This is a genomic window from Streptomyces luteolus (assembly GCF_029968015.1).
Taxonomy (GTDB): Bacteria; Actinomycetota; Actinomycetes; order Streptomycetales; family Streptomycetaceae; genus Streptomyces; species Streptomyces luteolus.
Map to the genome: position 1 here is coordinate 125,232 of NZ_JASCIS010000009.1, position 16,720 is coordinate 141,951.

Here is a 16,720-nt window from a genome sequence, read left to right on the forward strand (position 1 = left end):
GCGTGGCACAACGGCTCGACAGGTGGGTACGTTCCGGGCAACGCGTCAGCGAGGTCATCCTCGACTCGGCTGAACGTGACGCGTGCTCCTGGAGGAGAACGGCTGAGGGGGAGGGGAGGGGCCGGGCGACGATGCGGGCCTCGGACGTCTCCCGTGCGGTGGCGGCGGCCACCCGCGGTCGCCGCGTCACTCGGTCTGAAGGCCGACGACGCGACCGTACTGCACGACTCGAACAAGCTCACCCTGCGACTGCTGCCCTGCCCCACCCTGTGGACCTAATACGAACCCGTGCCGCGCCCCGAGATCACACCGGCCGCGTACGCCGACGCGCTCACCCGGCTGCACGCGGGAATGCGCCGACTCGACGTCCGCGCACCGCACTTCACGGAACGCGTCGAGCCGGCCCGGCGCCTCCTGGCGGACCGCGACCGGACTCCCGCACTCGGCGACACGGACCGGGAGCTGCTCGCCGAAACCCTGCGAGACCGGACGGACGTCGTCGTCGAGCGGGGCGGCGCCGAGCAACTCCTGCACGGCGAACCGCACCGCCGTGGCCCTGGAGTCGGGGCAGATCTCCGGCAGGCCGGGGGAGACCTACCGGGCCGGTGACATGGGCGAGTTCACCATCGGCGAGGACGGTGTGGTCAACCTCGGAAAGCCGACGGTGTTCGACGCGGACAACGTCGACGACTACGACTTCTGAGCACCCCCTTCGACGCCGGGCGAGGCCTTCCACCTCGACCGACCGGCCCGAAGCCGTCGGTGCGGGCGGACGTGTGGCGCAGCAGGTCGCTCAGGCCGGGCTGCGTTCGGCGCTCCGGGTCGAGCCTCCACAGCTGCGCGAAGCGCAGCGTGTCGGCGGGGGAGGGGGACCTCGATGGTGAGGATGTGGTGGAAGACGGCCATCAGCAGGGGGTCGTGCTGTCGTCGCGGAGGGGAGCAACGCGCTCAATCGGTGCCGCAACGGTGCTCGTCCCCGTCGCCCGCGACCTCCTCCCGTACGCGGGAGCAGGTCTGCGCGAGGATCCGGCACACCTGCATCTGGGAGACGCCGATCTCCTCGGCGATGCGGCTCTGCGTCTGGCCCTCGAAGAACCGCAGATAGAGGATGGTCCGCTCCCTGAGCGGGAGGTGCCGGATGCTGGACCCGGCCGCGAGCCGGTCCACCACGAGGTCGTACGAGGGGTCGGGTGTGCCCAGGGTGTCGGCCAGGGAGACGCCGTCCTCACGCTCGGGTTCCGCGTCGAGGGAGAGCGCGCTGTAGCTGCTCAGGGCCTGCTGGCCCTCCTGGACGTCCTGCTCGGAGAGGCCGGTGTGCCGGGCCAGCTGCTGGATGGTCGGCTCGGGGCTGCCGGGCCGCTGGGACAGTTCGCGGTACGCGACGCGCACCGTGTTGCGCAGATCCTGGATACGGCGGGGCACGTGCACGTCCCAGGTGTGGTCGCGGAAGTGGCGGCGGATCTCGCCGCTGATCGTGGGCACGGCGTACGGCTCGAAGGGGCCGCGGCGCGGATCGTAGCCCTTGACGGCCTTGAGCAGGCCGAGAGCGGCGATCTGCTGGAGGTCCTCGAGCGCCTCGCCCTTGCCGTGGTAGCGGCCGGCGATGCGGTGGGCCATCGGGAGCCAGGCCTCGAACAGCTCCTCGCAGAGCGCGTCCTGCTCCGGCCCCGGGGCGAGGCCGTGGAGGCGGGTGAAGGCCTGGCAGGTGTCCGGGGCATCGTCGTGCACCCGCCGGCGCCGGCGGGTGCGCCGGGTGCCAGGCCGTCCTGCCTGGGCAGATCGGTCGGTGAGCATGAGAATCCGCTCCTCAACGCTGCGGCCGGAGGAGCGCGAGGAACGGCGCGGGGGACTTGGCTGAGACTCCGGGGCGGCCGGCCGTTCCCGATCGCGCTCTCGTCCGAAGCACAGGTCGTCTCTCCTAGCCATTGTCCTCCGCGCGCGCCGCACCGCGAGTCGTGCGCTCCCAGACGCCTCCCGTACCGGCCCACGCGTGTTCGCGGACGGCTCCCGTACCGGCCCACGCGTGTTCGCGGACGGCTCCCGTACCGGCACACGCATGTTCACGGACGCCTCCCGTACCGGGCCCACGCGTGTTCGCTGCGCTCGTTCGGGAACCCGGCGGGTGCACCGGCCACGGAACGGGAGTACGGGAGGACGGGACGATGAACACAGCAAGCGCCCTGCGGATCGCCGTCACGGGCGCCACCGGCAACGTCGGGACGAGCCTGGTCGGGGCCCTCGCCGAAGACCCCCGGGTCGGCTCGGTCCTCGGCATGGCACGCCGTGTCCCGGACTGGTCGCCGCCGAAGACAGAGTGGGCGGCCGTCGACCTCGCCGCGGAGGACGCACTCGGCGACCATCTGCACGGCGTGGACGCGGTCGTCCACCTCGCCTGGCGCTTCCAGCCCACGCGCAACCCCGCGCTGACCTGGCGGACCAACGTCCTCGGCAGCCTGCACCTCTTCCGGTCCGTGCTGGCCGCGGGCGTGCCGACGCTGGTGCACGCCTCGTCGGTCGCCGCGTACTCACCCGGACCCAAGGACCACGCCGTGGACGAGTCCTGGCCGACGCACGGCTGGCCGGAGGCCGCGTACTGCCGTGAGAAGGCGTATCTGGAACGGGTCCTTGACGCGGTGGAGCAGCAGCGCCCGGAGACCCGGATCGTGCGGATGCGGCCCGCGTTCCTCTTCAAGGAGCAGTCGGCGAGCCAGCAGCGCAGGCTGTTCGCCGGCCGCTTCGTCCCCGGCCCGCTGGCCCGCCCCGAACGACTGCCGCTGCTTCCGGACATCCCCGGCCTACGGGTGCAGGCCCTGCACACGGACGACGCCGCCGAGGCCTACCGGCTCGCCCTGCACTCCGATGCGCGCGGCGCGTTCAACATCGCCGCGCAGCCGCCGCTCGACGCGGAGACCCTGGCCGAGCTGTTCGACGCCCGTCTCGTCCGGATGCCGTCCCAGGCCGCGCGCTCCACCCTCGCGGCGGCCTGGGGCCTGCATCTCGTACCGGCGTCTCCGCAGTTGTTCGACGCGGTGCTGCGGCTGCCGCTGATGGACTGCGGACGGGCCCGCGACCGGCTCGGCTGGCGACCCCGGCATACCGCGATCGAGACGGTCGAAGAGCTGCTGCACGGACTGCGCCACGGCGCGGGCGGACCGACCTCGCCGCTGGCCGGCAGCAAGGTCGGCTGATGGCCGGGGACACCAGGAGCACCCGGCGCCTGCGGGTCGGCCGCCGCGAGATCGAGGTCAAGCGGGCCGGGAAGGAGCTCTTCCCGCAGGACGGGATCACCAAGGCCGACCTGGTCGGGCACTACCGCCGCGTGGCGCCGCGGATGCTGCCGGAACTGCGGGGCAGGCCGCTGATGCTGGAACGGATGCCCGACGGGATCGAGGCAGACCGCTTCTTCCAGAAGGAGGTCTCCGCCTACTTCCCCGACTGGATCCACCGCGCGACCGTGCCCAAGGGGGGCGGCGAGGTCACGCATGTCCTCTGCGACGACACCGCGACCCTCACGTACCTCGCCGGGCAGGCGTGCGTCACCCCGCACCGCTGGCTCAGCCGGGCCGACAAGCCCCGCAGCCCCGACCGTCTGGTCTTCGACCTGGACCCGCCCGCCCACGACTTCGCGCCCGTCCGCCGCGCCGCCCACCACCTGCGCGCACTCCTCGACGAACTGGGCCTGCACGCGGGCCTCATGACGACGGGTTCCCGAGGCCTGCACGTCGTCGTGCCGCTGAACCGGCGCGCGGACGTCGACGCCGTGCTGACGTTCGCCCGCGACGTGGCGGACGCGCTGGCCGCGCGCCATCCGGACGAGCTGACGACGGAGTTCTACAAGGACGCCCGCGAGGGCCGCCTCTACCTCGACGTCGGCCGCAACGGCTACGCCCAGACCGCGGTGGCGCCGTACGCGGTACGCGCGAAACCCGGCGCCCCCGTCGCCGTACCGCTGACCTGGGACGAGCTGGACACGCCGGGTCTCACGGCCCGCAGCTGGACGGTCACCGACCTCGGCGACCGCCTCGACACCGACCCCTGGGAGGGGCTCGCCCGCCACCGCCACGGCCTGACGGAGGCGGGCCGGCGTCTGCGCGCGCTCAGGCCACCTTCGTGACCGACTCGCTCAGGCCACCTTCGTGACCGACTCGCTCAGGCCGCGGGAGGCGATCAACTGCGCGGTGCCGTCCGAGAGTTGGTACGCGAGGCCGACCACGGCCACCTGACCCGCCTCGACCCGCTCCGCGAGGAGGTGCGAACGCTCAAGGAGCAGGTCCACCGTGCCCCGGATGTGCTCGTGCAGGATCTCGCTCTCGCTCGTACGCCCGGCCGCCCGCGCGGACAGCACGCTCGGCGTCACGCGCTCGACGACGTCCCGGACGAAGCCCTCCGCCGCCGCGCCGTCCTCCACCGCGGCACGGGCGGCGGCGACGGCACCGCAGGAGTCATGTCCGAGGACCACGACCAGCGGGGTGCCGAGCACGCTCACCCCGTACTCGATGCTGCCCAGGACCTCGTTGCCCAGGACCTGGCCGGCGGTGCGGACGACGAACAGGTCGCCGATGCCCCGGTCGAAGATGATCTCCGCGGCGAGGCGGGAGTCGGAGCACCCGAACATCACCGCGAACGGGCTCTGCCCCGGCGCGGTCTCGGTGCGGCGTGCGGCGTCCTGGTTGGGGTGCGAGGGCGTCCCCGTCAGGAACCGCTGGTTGCCCGCCATCAGCATCTCGAAGGCGGCGTCGGGAGTCGTCGGTGCAAGCGCGTCAGTCATGGGTGCAGCCTACGATCCGCCTTCGGCGGCAGGTCAGGGAGGTGTGCCCGGGACTGGTCCGTGCGGGTGTCCGGCGGTCAGTAGCGCAGGGCCTGGCCGACCTCGGTCCGCACCTCGCCGGAGAGCTTGTGCGTGCTGCGGGCCGTGCCCTTGCCCTCGGCGCCCGCGGCCACGTCCTTGACGGTCACGACGACCGTGTCGACGAGCTTGCCGTCCTTGTCCTTGAAGTCGACCTTCACGGCGAAGGACTTCGCGGAGTCCGCGGTGTTCTCCGCCGTGACGTCCACGGTGCTCCTGCCCTGGCCGTCGGTGTCGGCGGCGCCGAGTTCCACCTCGTCCTTCGCGTCGACGCCGCCCTTGATCTCCTTCATCTTCCGGTCGGCCGCCGCGCTCGCCGAGGCCAGCGCGTCGGCGGCCCGGGACGCGGCGTCCGTGACCCGGCCGGCCGCGGACTCCGCGGCGGACGCGGCCTTGCTCGCCGCGTCGGAAGGGCCGGACCCGTCGTCCGTACAGCCGACGGCACCGGCCGCGACGAGTGCCGTGAGGACGGCCGCGACGGCGTGCCTGAGGCGATGACGAGCCATGCCGTCTGCTCCTCCGGGTCTCCTTGGTCTCCGGTCCACGTCAGTCCACGTGCGGGGCGGGGTCAGTCCACGTGCGGGGCGGGCTCACGGCCCGTGTCGGTGCACAGCGCCCAGATGACGAAGACCGCGAGCGCGATGGTCACCAGGGACCAGATCGGCTGGTACGGCAGCCACAGGAACTGCAGCAGTACGACCAGCGCCGCGATGGTCACGCCGAGGGTGCGGGCCCAGGCGGCGCCCTTCAGCACTCCGGCGCCCGTGATGAAGGCGATCACACCGACGACCAGGTGGATCCAGCCCCAACTGGTCAGGTTGAGCTCGAAGACGTAGTCGCCGAGCCGGGTGTACACGTCGTCCTTGGCGATGGCCGAGATTCCGGCGATGGCGGAGAACATCCCCTCCAGCATCAGCAGGACACCGGCGAACATGACACCGCCCGAGGCGAGCGCGTTGCTCTCCTGGTGCGGGTGCTCGCCGTGCGGGTGTTCCGTATGGGCGTGCGGATGGGACGGGTGCGGGTGAGGCGTGCTTTCGGACATGTCTTCCTCCTGCCTCCCCCGGGTCGTACCGGCAGATCAACACTCGACGCTCCACCGGCACCTCGCAACCGCGGTCGGGGGAGGCGGGGGCTCCGCAGAGGCGGCGGTGGCCCTGCCGGGCCCAAGGGCCCCGACCCCGTGTCTCACGGTTCGCCCGGCGGGCCCGGTAGCGCAGGAGGTGTCGCCGGGCCGACCGGGGCCTGGGGCTGGGGCGGGACCGACTCGACCAGGACGAGGGCGCTGGAGGGAATCGCGGCACGCAGCTCCAGCAACTCGACAAGGGCGGTGTGCAGTGGCTCGACTCCTTCGTACGCCTCGTGCGCGAGGACGAGGCGGGCGCGGGTCTCCAGGCGCTGCCACGCGTAGCGGCGACGGAGGTTGGCCATCTGCCGCGCGTCGGCGCGCAGGAACGTGGACCCGGCGGAGAAGCCCGCCGAGAGCAGCGCCAGGATCGCCGCGGGCACCCGCGCTCCGGCCGAGGCGAGCCCTGCGGCGCCGGAGATCCCGGCGAGCACGGCGGCCGGAAAACCGAGACAGATGTACGTGGCGTTCCACAGCTTGCTGCGCCGCTGTGCCCGGCGTGCCCCGATCCGGGCCTCGGCCGCGATCTTCTCGACCTCCTGGGCGAGGTGGCGCATCCGCCCGCCGACCTGCCCGCCGGTCTGTCCGCCGGTCTGTCCGCCGATCTGTCCGCCGATCTGTCCGCCGTCGGGCGGCTGCTCTTCCGCGGTCATGTGCGTCCCACCCCCGGTTTCGGCGCCGGGAGCCTATCAACTTCCCTGTTTTCAGGGGGAGTTATGGAGTCATGTAGCCAGGGAGTCATGTAGTTATGGAGCAGTGGCTGTACGTCAGCAGGTCAGGTTGTCGCCCGGCGTCGTGCCGAGGATGCCGGTGATGCGCTTGTAGTTGTCGACCCTGCTCTGCACCTGGCCGGGGTTGCCGCCGTCGCACTCCAGGCTGCCGTTGATGGCGCGGATGGTCTCGCCGAAGCCCGCTCCGTTGACCATCGCGTCGTGCGGGGTCATCGTGCCGGGGCCGGACTGGGTGTTCCAGTACCAGAGGCCGGTCTTCCAGGCGACGGCCGAGTCCTTCTCCACCTTCCACGGGTCGTTGAGCAGGTCGATGCCGAGGGCGTCACCGGCGGCCTTGTAGTTGAAGTTCCAGCTCAGCTGGATCGGCCCCCGGCCGTAGTACGCGGCCTGGCCCGCGGGGCAGCCGTAGGGCTGGTTCGCGTCGCAGTAGTGGGGGTAGTTGTCCTCGTTCTGCTCGACCACGTGCACCAGGCCGCCGGTCTCGTGTCCGACGTTGGCGAGGAACGCGGCGGCCTCCTGCTTCTTGACCGTGTCGCTGCCGGTGTTGGCGAACGCCGGGTACGCGTCGAGCGCGGCGGTGAGGCCCTCGTACGTGTAGAAGGCGTTGCGGTTCGGGTAGATCTGCTCGAACTGTGCCTTGCTGACGATGAATTCGGCTGCCTTGCCCCGGTCCTTGTCGGGCTTGACCTGGGCGGCCTGTGAGGTCATGGGCATGACAATGAAGAGTGCGCAGGTGGCTATGAGCGAAGCCAGCGCGGCCACGATGCGAGTCCTCGACATCGGTGACTCCCTTGCGGTGGGGGCTTGTGGGGGTGGCCGCACTCAACCGCATTGGTCTGTACCATGTCAACAGGACGTGCGAGGGCAACTTCCCTCGTACACAAGGAGATTGACGCCTGGGCGATCGCTACGGCGTCACGATGTGGACCGGCCCCGGACGGTCGCCCGCCGACGTCAGGTGCCGGATGAACCAGTCCCGCGCGAGGTCCGCGACCTGGTCGAGGGCTCCGGGCTCCTCGAAGAGATGGGTGGCCCTCGGGACGATCTCCAGCCGGTTCTCGCAGTGGAGTTCGGCCTGGGCGGCCCGGTTGAGGTCGATGACCAGCGAGTCGTCGCCGCCGACGATCAGCAGGGTCGGCGCCTCCACGTCGCCGAGCCGGGGAGCGGCGAGGTCGGGCCGGCCGCCGCGCGACACCACGGCGCCGACCGCCGCGTCGCCCGCGGCCGCCCGCAGCGCGGCGGCGGCACCCGTGCTGGCACCGAAGTAGCCGATGGGCAGGGACTCGCGCTCGCGCAGCCAGCGCGTCGCGCCGAGCAGCCGGTCCGCCAGGGTGTCGATGTCGAAGACATTGCGGCGGTCGCCCTCCTCGTCCGGGGTGAGGAGATCGAAGAGGAGCGTGCCGAGACCGGCCTCGCGCAGCGCCGTCGCCACCCAGCGGTTGCGCGGGCTGTGCCGGCTGCTGCCCGAGCCGTGCGCGAACATCACCACGGCCTCGGCGCCCTCAGGCAGCGCGAGGTCCCCGGCGAGCCGGACCGCACCGGCGTCCACCTCGACCTCCAGCTCCTCCGCGACCTCGACGCCCACCCCGGTCACGTGCGGGTGGGCCGCCGCGGCGCGGGACAGCAGGGCGATCACCTCCTCGTCGGAGGTCTGCGAGAAGTCCCGGTACCACTCGCCCACGGACCCGAACAGGTGCGGCGCGGACAGGCACACCACCTCGTCGGCCACCGCACGCATCCGCTCCGCCGTGTCCGCGGGCGCCGTGGGCACGGCGAGGACCACACGGGCCGCGCCCTGCGCCCGTGCGACCCGGCAGGCCGCCGCGGCCGTCGCGCCGGTCGCGATCCCGTCGTCCACGACGACGGCCGTACGCCCCTCGACCCGCACCCGGTCGCGGCCCTCGCGGTACCGCTCGGCCCGCCGCCGCAGCTCCTGCGCCTCGCGCTGCTCGACCGCCGCCATCTGGTCCGCGTCGACCCCGGCGTGCCGCACGATGTCCTCGCTCAGCACCCGCACGCCGCCCTCGCCGATCGCGCCGAAGCCCAGCTCCGGCTGGCGGGGGACGCCGAGTTTGCGTACGACGATCACGTCGAGCGGGGCATCGAGAGCCCGGGCCACTTCAAACGCCACCGGCAGTCCGCCCCGCGGCAGACCGAGCACGACGGGTCGCTCGCCCTTCAGGTGGCGCACTGCCTCGGCGAGGCGCAGCCCCGCATCCTCACGGTCCTGGAACAGCATGGCCGCTCGCCCCATCTCAGCGGATCCCGACGGGCACACGCACCCGCCCTCGCTCTACCCGTACCCCCTGCCTGACTCCCTTCACGGTGAACGGCAAACCGGCACCGACCCGCTGCGCGTTCGTACGGGGGTGACTGCCGTCGGTCGTATCGAGCGAGCAGGCCGTGACGAGGGCGCCCGATAGGGGCGCGGGGAACTGCGCGACCAGCCACGACGGCGCGAAAGCCGAACGACGGCAGGGGAAGCCCCTCCGGCGTATGAGGAGCCGGGGCCCGGGGGCGGAGCCCCCAGGGGGTGCCCCACGACCACCCGCACAAGCCCCCGCTGAGCCCCCAAGCCCGCGCGGGGCGACAATAGGAGTCGAGACCGCGGAACGCGCCCGCCGGTGCGGAGAGGCGGGAGGAAGATGCCGTATGTGACGGTCACCGCCCTGAGCCACCCGGGGCTCATGCGCGAGCACAACGAGGACAGTCTGGCCGTCGGGCCGTGGACGCTGTGCGCCACCGTGACGGAGAACCCGCAGACGCTGGGGTTCCCGCTCGGCACGCCGCTGGTCGTCGCGGTCGCCGACGGCATCGGAGGCCAGCCCGCCGGGGAGGTCGCGAGCAGTCTCGTGGTCCGGCACCTGGCCTCGCTCGGAACCACCCTGGACAGCGAACAGGCCGTGAAGGACGCCCTGAACGTCTGCAACCGCTCCGTGTACGCGGCCGCCGACGGAGACCCGCATCTGACGGCCATGGGGACGACGGTCGCGGGCGTCGTCGTGCTCGAACGGGACCTGCTCGTGTTCAACGTGGGCGACAGCAGAGTGCTCGACGTGACCAGCAGGCACGAGATGCTGCACCGGCTCACCGTCGACGACAACCCGCCGCTGCAACCGGGCCGGCGCACCACCTCGGTCCTCACCCAGGCGCTCGGCGGCGCCCCGAGCTTCACTGCGATCAGCCCGCATGTCAGCACCCGGCCGCTGAGCACCGGCGAGCGCTACCTGGTCTGCACCGACGGCCTCACCGACCCCGTGCAGGAGGACCGCCTGGACGCCGTGCTGCGCAGCAGCGACGGCGGACGGGCGGCCTTCGCGCTCTGGAAGTCGGCCATCGACGCGGGCGGCCCGGACAACATCACGCTGGCGTTGATCAGCGTCGTGGACTGACCGCCGGTCCCGGTGGCAGGGGCGCGGCGACCGACTGGCAGGGGCGCGGCCGACCGACGGAGGGCCCGCAATGATCACGCTGTTCGTCTGCGGCGACGTCATGCTGGGCCGCGGCGTGGACCAGATCCTGCCGCACCCCGGCGACCCCGAACTGCGCGAGGGCTACGTGCGCGACGCCCGCGACTACGTCAGCCTCGCCGAGGCCGCCACCGGTCCCGTGCCGCGCCCGGTCGACTTCACCTGGCCGTGGGGCGACGCCCTGGAGATCCTGGACGCCGCCGCGCCCGACGCCCGCCTGGTCAACCTGGAGACCAGCGTCACGAGCACCGGCAGCTTCGCCCCCGACAAGGCCATCCACTACCGCATGCACCCCGCCAACCTGCCCTGCCTGACGGCCGCCCGGCCCGACGTCTGCGTCCTGGCCAACAACCACGTCCTCGACTTCGGCCGCGTCGGCCTCGCCGACACCCTCGACTCGCTCGCCGACGCGGGACTGCGCACTGCGGGCGCGGGCCGCGACGCCACCGCGGCCGAGCGGCCCGCGTCCGTCCCGCTCGCCCCGAGCCACCGGCTCCTGGTCTTCGCCGTCGGCATGCCCTCCAGCGGCGTCCCGAACGACTGGGCGGCGGGCGAGGGCCGCAGCGGGGTGAGCTTCGTCGCCGGTACCTCCGCCGCCGTCAGGGCCCAAGTCGTCAGCCGCGTAAGGAAGTCGAAACGGCCCGGGGACCTCGCCGTGGTCTCGGTCCACTGGGGCTCCAACTGGGGTTACGACGTGACCCGGGGCCAGGTCGCCTTCGCGCACGCCCTGATCGACGCCGGCGCGGACCTCGTCCACGGCCACTCGTCGCACCACGTCCGCCCGCCGGAGGTGTACGCCGGGCGACTCGTCCTGTACGGCTGCGGCGACCTGATCAACGACTACGAAGGCATCACCGGGTACGAGCGCTACCGCGACGACCTGCGGCTCCTCCACCTCGTCTCGCTCGACCCGGACACCGGCCGGCTGATCCACCTGCGCATCGTCCCGCTCCAAGCCCGCCGGATGAGCCTGAGCCGCGCCTCGGCTCAGGACCACCGGTGGCTCGGCTCGCTCCTCGACCGGATCTCCGAGGGCTTCCGGCCGTGCGTCACGTCCGACCCGCGCGGCCTCATGCTGGTGCCGCGGTCCGAGGACTGACGGGACGGACGCCGGTGCGGCCCGCCCGCGTTGGCGCATACTGGAAGTGACTCCGAGGTGTGGAGGCGGAAATGATCATTCTCGGATTGATTCTGCTGGCCATCGGCCTGATCGCCGGCATTTCTCTGCTCACGACGATCGGTGTGGTTCTGGTCGCCATCGGGGCGGTTCTCTGGCTCCTCGGAGCATTCGGACACGCGGTCGGCGGACGGCCGCACTACTGGTAAGCAGGCAAGGCTCTGCTGAATTGAGTACGGATCTCTCGGGCCGGACATGTCAGGACGGCCCGAGAGATCTGTCCCGTAGGGACGTACTCGGCTACTCGGCTAGGAGGAGCGCTGTGGGCATGAACTGCTACGAATGCGTCAACCAGGGCCTCACCTCGGACGCGGTCGCCGTGTGCCGACTGTGCGGCGCCGCCGTCTGCACGGCGCACGTCCGCACGGAGCCGGTCCAGATCCGCGAGTCGGCCAACCCCGGAAAGGTCGTCCACGACCGCCCGGCCCGGCAGTTGACCTGCGTGGTGTGCAGCGCGGCGGAGGAATCACGCTGACACCGCGGAGGGGCTGAGCCGCCAGCCCCTCCGGCGCTCAGCGGCCGTGATGGTGCATCACGTGCTTCGTGCGCGCGTAGTCGTCCAGCGCGTACAGCGACAGGTCGCGGCCGTAGCCAGAGCCCTTGAAGCCGCCCCACGGGACCTCGTTGGCCAGGGTGAGGTGCGCGTTGACCCAGACCGTGCCGAAGTCCAGGCGGGCCGCGACGCTGTGGCCGCGGCGCCCGCTCTCCGTCCACACCGACGCGGCGAGGCCGAACGGCACGTCGTTGGCGCGGCGCACCGCCTCGTCCTCGTCGGTGAAGGTCTCCACCGTGACGACCGGGCCGAAGACCTCCTCGCGGGCGATCTCCGCGCCCTCGGACACGTCCGTGAGCACGGTCGGGGCGACGAACCAGCCGGGCCCGTCGAGCGCCCCGCCGCCGACCACCGCGCGGGCACCGCCCGCGACGGCCTTGTCCAGATGCGCGAGCACCCGGTCGTAGTGCGCCTTGGAGACCAGCGAGCCCATCTCCACGTCCTCGCCCGCGCGCGGGTCGCCGACGACGATCTCGCCGACCTCGCGTACGAGATGCTCCACGAACCGGTCCGCGACCGAAGCGTGCACGAGCACCCGGCAACCGGCGCCGCACTCCTGCCCGGAGTTCCAGTAACCGGCGGTGCGCAGGGCCGAGGCGGCGGCCTTCAGGTCGGCGTCCTCGAAGACCACGACCGGTGCTTTGCCGCCCAGCTCCAGGTGCACCCGCTTCAGCGTGTCCGCCGCCGTACGGGCCACCGCGCGGCCGCTGCCGACCGAGCCCGTCAGGGCGACCATCGCGATGTCCGGGTGCTCGGCGAGCCGGTGCCCGACCGTCGGGCCGAGCCCCGTCACGACGTTCACGACGCCCGCGGGCAGCAGGTCGCCGACCAGCTCCGCGAACTTCAACGTCGTCAGCGGCGTCTGCTCGGACGGCTTGATGACCACGCTGTTGCCCGCCGCGAGCGCGGGCGCGAGCTTCCAGGCGGCCATCATCAGCGGGTAGTTCCACGGCGTGACGACCCCGACGACCCCGAGCGGCTCACGCAGGATGACCGATAGATGGTCGGTGGCGTACTCCCCTGCGGCCATGGACGTGGTCGCGCGCAGGGCGCCCGCCATGAAGCGGAACGTGTCGATCGTGCCGTCGACGTCGTCGCGGGCCACGGCCAGGGGTTTGCCCGTGTTGGCCATCTCCAGGCGTACGACGACGTCGGCGTGGTCGGCGAGCCGGCCGGCGATCCGGTGAAGGAGCGCCGATCGGTCGGCGGGCACCAGGCGGGCCCACCGCTCCTGCGCGGCGAGCGCGGCCCGCACGGCCCGGTCGACATCGGCGGCACCGCCCTCCGGGATCCGGGCGATGACCTCCTCCGTGCACGGGTCGACGACATCGGTGAACTGCTCGTGCTGCGCGTCCAGGAAGGCGCCGTCGATGTAGTGGCGGGCCGGCGGCAGATCGCCCTCGTGGAGGAGCGGGGCCGGGGCGGCGGCGCGGCGGACGGGTGCGGTCATGAGGGTGACTTCCTTACGTCGTGGGCCGGTCGGGGCGGTGACCGGTCCCGGCGGTCACTGAGCGTGCGTCAGCTCGGGCAGGGCCTTCAGGGCGGCCGCGATCCGCGTACGCGTCTCCGTGTCCACCGGCAGCATCGGCTCGCGCGGGCCGCCGACGGGAAGCCCCAGCTCCTCCAGGGCGGCCTTGACGGCGGGGATGAACGGGGCGGACATCAGGGTGTCCATGAGGGGGTAGATCCGGTCCCACCGCTCGCGCGCCCCGGCGAGGTCCCCGGCGACCAACGACCGGTGGACGGCGACCAGTTGGGCGGGCATCACGTTCGCCGTACCGGCCATCACGCCGGCCGCGCCCTCGGCGACGGCGGCGAGCAGCAGGGCGTCCCAGCCGATGAACGTCGAGACCACGTCGCCGTGGTGGTGGATCAGCTTCCCGGCCTGGGACATGTCGCCGGTGGTGTCCTTGATGTACTTGATGTTCTGGTGCTTGCGGGCGAGCGCGCCGACCGTGTCCGGATCGAGGTTCACGCCGGTGGCGCCCGGCAGGTTGTAGAGCATGACCGGGACCTGCACGGAGTCGGCGACGGTGCCCAGGTAGTGCAGCGTCTCGTCCATGGTCAGCGGCTCGTAGTACGGGGTGACGACCATCAGGACGTCGGCCCCGGCGGCCTCGGCGTGCTGCGAGAGGGCGACGGCCTCGCGGGTGCCCACGGCGCCGGTCTGCGCGATGACGGGGACGCGGCCCGCGGCCTGCTCGACGACGGTCTCGACGAGCAGGCGCCGCTCGTCCCCGGTCATGGCCGCGAACTCGCCGGTGGAGCCGCAGGCGACGACGCCGTCGACACCGCCGTCCACGCTCCGGTCCACGAGCCGGCGCAGCAGCCGCGTGTCGATGGAGCCGTCGGTGGCGTAGGGCGTGGCGAGTGCGGTGAGGATTCCGGTGAGCTGATCGGTCCTGGAAGTCCAGGAAGTCCTGGATGTCATGGAAGTCATAGTCAAACTCTCTGATACGTAAGGGAACTGATGGGCAGTCAGTGCATGTCGGCGAGGGCGCGGCGGGCGGTCTGCCGGTCGGTGGCGAGGACGCTGCGGACCTCGTGCGCGGCGCTCAGGCCGGAGGAGACGGCCGTCTCGGTGTAGAGCGTGCCGAGGTAGTCACCGGCCAGGAACACCCGGCCGCCGCGGCGGGTGAGCGCGGGCTGCAGCCTGGCGCGGCCGGGGAAGCAGTACGGGGCACCGGTCGGGAAGCGCTGCACCTCGGCCTCGACGACGTTCTCGGCGAAGCCGGGAAGGACCTGGTCGAGGTCGTCGAGGTAGATGCGCCGGATCGTGTCGTCGTCGTGGTCGAGCAGGTCACGGGCGAGGGAGCCGGGGGAGAAGGTCATCAGGCTGCTGCCGGGCTGCCGTTCGCGTTCGTGCCCGCGGACGATGTTGGACATGTTGAGCGCCACGTTGAAGGAGCGCTTCGGGGTGGCGATGGCGTACGCGTCGTCCCACTGCTGCCGCCCCGTCTCGTCGGAGAGGAACGCGGCGCTGACGTACGGCCCGTAGACCACCTTCGCCAGGGCCTCGCGGACGTCCGGGTCCAGGTCGACGGCGACGCGGTGCGCGACCGTCGCGGGGGTGGCCAGGACGACCGTCCGGGCTTCCACCTCCTGCTCGACGCCGTCCTCGCGGTAGCGGACGACCACCGATCCTCGGGGGCCGTTCTTGTGCACGATCTCGTCGACATGCGCGTCGAGCCGTACGTTCTCGCCGAGCGAGGCGGCGATGGACTCGGTCAGCGTGGCCGGGCCGCCGACGATGGACTGTGTGAGGCCGCCGCCGATGCCCCAGACCAGGCTGAAGTAGCCGACGCCCGCTCCGGCGGAGAGCTGGTCGATGTCGGCCGCGGACCGGGTGACGGTCGGCTCGAACAGGGCCTGGGTGTCGGCCGGGACGTCGCCGATGAAGTCCTTGAAGGAGCGGTCATTGAGGAAGTCGTAGACGCGCTGCTGGCGGGTGGCGGCGCTCTCGCCGGGGCGCTGCCCGACGATCCGGGCGTACCGCGCCACCTGCAGCGCGACCTTGGCGCCGGTCTTCACCATGCCGAGGCGGGCCTGAAGCGGCATCGGGATGCGGAACGGGTACGTCTCCACCCGGCCCTTGATGATCGTCTTGCCGTTCATCGAGAGACCGGACAGGGAACCCGGCACGTCGATCGCCTCGACGCCGGTGTTGTTCAGGAGCCAGCCGGTCGCGGAGCTGCCGCCCGCGTAGACGTGCCCGCCCCAGTTGAGGAAGTACCGGCCGCGCCGTTCGGAGCGGATGCGGCCGCCGACCCGGCTCTCGGACTCCAGGAGCAGGGTGTCCCAGTGGCGCAGGCGCCACGCGGCGGAGAGGCCGGCGATGCCACCGCCGACGATGACCACGTCCTTCATGGGTGTTCCTCTTTCTCGACGCCCGGGCCGCGATGCCCTGGGCCTCCACGCTCGGCCGCAGCTGCGACCACCCTCACGGTAAGATGTGATCACAGATCACACAATGGTTCGGAGGAATTCATGGACAAGATTTCCGGAGGCGACCACCCGGTCACCCCCGAGGCCGCGCCTCCTATGATTCAGCCGTGAACATGAAGCGCGTGGAACCCGCCCCGTCCATGGCCGACCGGGTGTACGCGGTGCTCCACGAGGCCATCACCAGCGGGCAGTTCCCCGCCGGCCACCGGCTGCGCATCCGCGACCTCGCGGCCGAGGTGGGCACCAGTGAGATGCCGGTGCGCGAGGCCATCCGGCGCCTGGAGGAGGCCGGCTTCGCCGAGCGCGTCCCGCACAAGGGCGCCGTGGTGAAGGGCCTCCAGCTCACCGAGCTCGCCCATGTCTACGACGTACGACGGCTCCTGGAGGTCGAGGCGGCCCGTACGGGCGCGCGACGCATGGGCGCCGAGCAGCTCGGGCGCATGCGCGAAGAGCTGCGGGAGCTGCGCCGGGCCGTCGACGAGAGGGACGTCAGCGGCTACCTGGACCGTGACGAGGCGCTGCTCTCGGTCCTGTACGAGGCCTCCGGCAACCCGGTGCTGCTCAGCACCATCAGCACGATGTGGCAGCACTGCCGCGCCTACAAGACGGTCGGCGCCCGCGCCTCCATCGACCAGGCGGGCGACGCGCTCTGGTACTACCAGGAGCGCCTGGTCGGGGCCGTCGAGGCGCGGGACGCGCAGGCGGCCGCCGCGCTGACGGAGGAGTCCCTCGTCAAGGCCACCGACCGGATCCGGGAGCAGTTGCGGGCTCTCTAGTCGCAGGCGGAGGGGGTGCCCGACCTCCACCGGGCACCCCCTGGTGCGGGGCGGGACGGGCGGGGGGTCCACCGCCGGTCCCGCCCCCGTTCCCTG

Annotated in this window: 17 protein-coding genes and 2 pseudogenes; 9 read left to right on the forward strand and 10 right to left on the reverse strand. The window is 72.1% G+C overall.

The genetic code is table 11. The annotated features are described in order from the left end of the window. Positions 1–131: 131 nt before the first annotated feature. Positions 132–546 (forward strand): annotated as a pseudogene (locus QIT00_RS38920) (aminoglycoside phosphotransferase family protein); the annotation flags it as partial. Beyond that, a pseudogene (locus QIT00_RS11375) lies at positions 536–703 on the forward strand (rhamnose ABC transporter substrate-binding protein); the annotation flags it as partial. The pseudogenes QIT00_RS38920 and QIT00_RS11375, both read left to right, overlap by 11 nt. 245 nt (positions 704–948) lie before the next feature. Here QIT00_RS11375 and QIT00_RS11380 read toward each other — a convergent pair. After that, entirely contained in the window at positions 949–1,794 is an 846-nt protein-coding gene (locus tag QIT00_RS11380) for a SigB/SigF/SigG family RNA polymerase sigma factor (RefSeq protein WP_282535057.1), read from the reverse strand. Between the two features lie 368 nt (positions 1,795–2,162). Here QIT00_RS11380 and QIT00_RS11385 point away from each other — a divergent pair, with 368 nt between their 5' ends. Continuing rightward, positions 2,163–3,188 (forward strand): SDR family oxidoreductase, encoded by a 1,026-nt coding sequence (locus QIT00_RS11385; protein WP_282535058.1) that lies wholly within the window; start codon positions 2,163–2,165, stop codon positions 3,186–3,188. Then, a complete protein-coding gene (ligD, locus tag QIT00_RS11390) occupies positions 3,188–4,114 on the forward strand; it encodes a non-homologous end-joining DNA ligase (protein ID WP_282535059.1) in 927 nt (308 codons plus the stop codon). Before QIT00_RS11385 ends, ligD begins: the two co-directional genes overlap by 1 nt. A 9-nt stretch (positions 4,115–4,123) precedes the next feature. Here the strand turns inward: ligD and QIT00_RS11395 are convergent, their stop codons facing one another. The 6 genes from QIT00_RS11395 to QIT00_RS11420 all read right to left on the reverse strand — a co-directional run bounded on the left by QIT00_RS11395 (position 4,124) and on the right by QIT00_RS11420 (position 8,942). Then, positions 4,124–4,768 (reverse strand): carbonic anhydrase, encoded by a 645-nt coding sequence (locus QIT00_RS11395; protein WP_282535060.1) that lies wholly within the window; start codon positions 4,766–4,768, stop codon positions 4,124–4,126. 77 nt (positions 4,769–4,845) lie between these two features. Beyond that, a complete protein-coding gene (locus QIT00_RS11400; protein ID WP_282535061.1) occupies positions 4,846–5,352 on the reverse strand; it encodes an FxLYD domain-containing protein in 507 nt (168 codons plus the stop codon). A 62-nt stretch (positions 5,353–5,414) separates the two neighbouring features. Further along, positions 5,415–5,891, reverse strand: a complete 477-nt coding sequence (locus QIT00_RS11405; RefSeq protein WP_282535062.1) for a DUF7144 family membrane protein — start codon at positions 5,889–5,891, stop codon at positions 5,415–5,417. A 143-nt stretch (positions 5,892–6,034) separates the two neighbouring features. Next, positions 6,035–6,625 carry a hypothetical protein gene (locus QIT00_RS11410; RefSeq protein ID WP_282535063.1) on the reverse strand — a complete coding sequence of 197 codons (591 nt, stop codon included), beginning with the start codon at positions 6,623–6,625 and terminating at the stop codon, positions 6,035–6,037. 114 nt (positions 6,626–6,739) lie between these two features. Further along, a complete protein-coding gene (locus tag QIT00_RS11415) occupies positions 6,740–7,483 on the reverse strand; it encodes a chitinase (RefSeq protein WP_282535064.1) in 744 nt (247 codons plus the stop codon). Between the two features lie 127 nt (positions 7,484–7,610). Further along, entirely contained in the window at positions 7,611–8,942 is a 1,332-nt protein-coding gene (locus tag QIT00_RS11420; RefSeq protein WP_282535157.1) for a phosphoribosyltransferase family protein, read from the reverse strand. Positions 8,943–9,348: 406 nt separating this feature from the next. Between QIT00_RS11420 and QIT00_RS11425 the strand changes: the two genes are divergently transcribed. From QIT00_RS11425 to QIT00_RS11440, 4 genes are all read left to right on the forward strand, one after another. Further along, positions 9,349–10,095 carry a PP2C family protein-serine/threonine phosphatase gene (locus tag QIT00_RS11425; RefSeq protein ID WP_282535065.1) on the forward strand — a complete coding sequence of 249 codons (747 nt, stop codon included), beginning with the start codon at positions 9,349–9,351 and terminating at the stop codon, positions 10,093–10,095. Positions 10,096–10,165: 70 nt separating this feature from the next. Further along, a complete protein-coding gene (locus QIT00_RS11430) occupies positions 10,166–11,272 on the forward strand; it encodes a CapA family protein (RefSeq protein ID WP_282535066.1) in 1,107 nt (368 codons plus the stop codon). 71 nt (positions 11,273–11,343) lie between these two features. After that, positions 11,344–11,499 carry a DUF6131 family protein gene (locus tag QIT00_RS11435; protein ID WP_282535067.1) on the forward strand — a complete coding sequence of 52 codons (156 nt, stop codon included), beginning with the start codon at positions 11,344–11,346 and terminating at the stop codon, positions 11,497–11,499. Between the two features lie 119 nt (positions 11,500–11,618). Continuing rightward, entirely contained in the window at positions 11,619–11,825 is a 207-nt protein-coding gene (locus QIT00_RS11440; RefSeq protein WP_282535068.1) for a DUF2180 family protein, read from the forward strand. Positions 11,826–11,862: 37 nt separating this feature from the next. On the opposite strand, the gene QIT00_RS11445 is transcribed toward QIT00_RS11440, so the two are convergent. Genes QIT00_RS11445 through QIT00_RS11455 form a run of 3 tightly spaced genes read right to left on the reverse strand, consistent with a single transcriptional unit; the run spans position 11,863 to position 15,770 of the window. After that, positions 11,863–13,353, reverse strand: a complete 1,491-nt coding sequence (locus tag QIT00_RS11445; protein ID WP_282535069.1) for an aminobutyraldehyde dehydrogenase — start codon at positions 13,351–13,353, stop codon at positions 11,863–11,865. A 54-nt stretch (positions 13,354–13,407) separates the two neighbouring features. Further along, positions 13,408–14,334 (reverse strand): 4-hydroxy-tetrahydrodipicolinate synthase, encoded by a 927-nt coding sequence (dapA, locus tag QIT00_RS11450; RefSeq protein ID WP_282535070.1) that lies wholly within the window; start codon positions 14,332–14,334, stop codon positions 13,408–13,410. Positions 14,335–14,381: 47 nt separating this feature from the next. Further along, positions 14,382–15,770: a protoporphyrinogen/coproporphyrinogen oxidase gene (locus QIT00_RS11455; protein WP_282535071.1), complete on the reverse strand. Its 1,389-nt coding sequence runs from the start codon at positions 15,768–15,770 to the stop codon at positions 14,382–14,384. 191 nt (positions 15,771–15,961) lie between these two features. Between QIT00_RS11455 and QIT00_RS11460 the strand changes: the two genes are divergently transcribed. Beyond that, positions 15,962–16,624: a GntR family transcriptional regulator gene (locus QIT00_RS11460; RefSeq protein WP_282535158.1), complete on the forward strand. Its 663-nt coding sequence runs from the start codon at positions 15,962–15,964 to the stop codon at positions 16,622–16,624. The last annotated feature ends 96 nt before the right edge of the window (positions 16,625–16,720 follow it).

Bases quoted from the DNA above. Each gene is read 5' to 3' on its own strand.
- dapA (WP_282535070.1), bottom strand. From the start codon at position 14,334: ATGACATCCAGGACTTCCTGGACTTCCAGGACCGATCAGCTCACCGGA.
- QIT00_RS11460 (WP_282535158.1), top strand. From the start codon at position 15,962: ATGAAGCGCGTGGAACCCGCCCCGTCCATGGCCGACCGGGTGTACGCG.
- QIT00_RS11425 (WP_282535065.1), top strand. From the start codon at position 9,349: ATGCCGTATGTGACGGTCACCGCCCTGAGCCACCCGGGGCTCATGCGC.
- QIT00_RS11435 (WP_282535067.1), top strand. From the start codon at position 11,344: ATGATCATTCTCGGATTGATTCTGCTGGCCATCGGCCTGATCGCCGGC.
- QIT00_RS11455 (WP_282535071.1), bottom strand. From the start codon at position 15,770: ATGAAGGACGTGGTCATCGTCGGCGGTGGCATCGCCGGCCTCTCCGCC.
- QIT00_RS11410 (WP_282535063.1), bottom strand. From the start codon at position 6,625: ATGACCGCGGAAGAGCAGCCGCCCGACGGCGGACAGATCGGCGGACAG.
- QIT00_RS11440 (WP_282535068.1), top strand. From the start codon at position 11,619: ATGAACTGCTACGAATGCGTCAACCAGGGCCTCACCTCGGACGCGGTC.
- QIT00_RS11415 (WP_282535064.1), bottom strand. From the start codon at position 7,483: ATGTCGAGGACTCGCATCGTGGCCGCGCTGGCTTCGCTCATAGCCACC.
- QIT00_RS11405 (WP_282535062.1), bottom strand. From the start codon at position 5,891: ATGTCCGAAAGCACGCCTCACCCGCACCCGTCCCATCCGCACGCCCAT.
- ligD (WP_282535059.1), top strand. From the start codon at position 3,188: ATGGCCGGGGACACCAGGAGCACCCGGCGCCTGCGGGTCGGCCGCCGC.
- QIT00_RS11385 (WP_282535058.1), top strand. From the start codon at position 2,163: ATGAACACAGCAAGCGCCCTGCGGATCGCCGTCACGGGCGCCACCGGC.
- QIT00_RS11430 (WP_282535066.1), top strand. From the start codon at position 10,166: ATGATCACGCTGTTCGTCTGCGGCGACGTCATGCTGGGCCGCGGCGTG.
- QIT00_RS11400 (WP_282535061.1), bottom strand. From the start codon at position 5,352: ATGGCTCGTCATCGCCTCAGGCACGCCGTCGCGGCCGTCCTCACGGCA.
- QIT00_RS11445 (WP_282535069.1), bottom strand. From the start codon at position 13,353: ATGACCGCACCCGTCCGCCGCGCCGCCGCCCCGGCCCCGCTCCTCCAC.
- QIT00_RS11395 (WP_282535060.1), bottom strand. From the start codon at position 4,768: ATGACTGACGCGCTTGCACCGACGACTCCCGACGCCGCCTTCGAGATG.
- QIT00_RS11420 (WP_282535157.1), bottom strand. From the start codon at position 8,942: ATGCTGTTCCAGGACCGTGAGGATGCGGGGCTGCGCCTCGCCGAGGCA.
- QIT00_RS11380 (WP_282535057.1), bottom strand. From the start codon at position 1,794: ATGCTCACCGACCGATCTGCCCAGGCAGGACGGCCTGGCACCCGGCGC.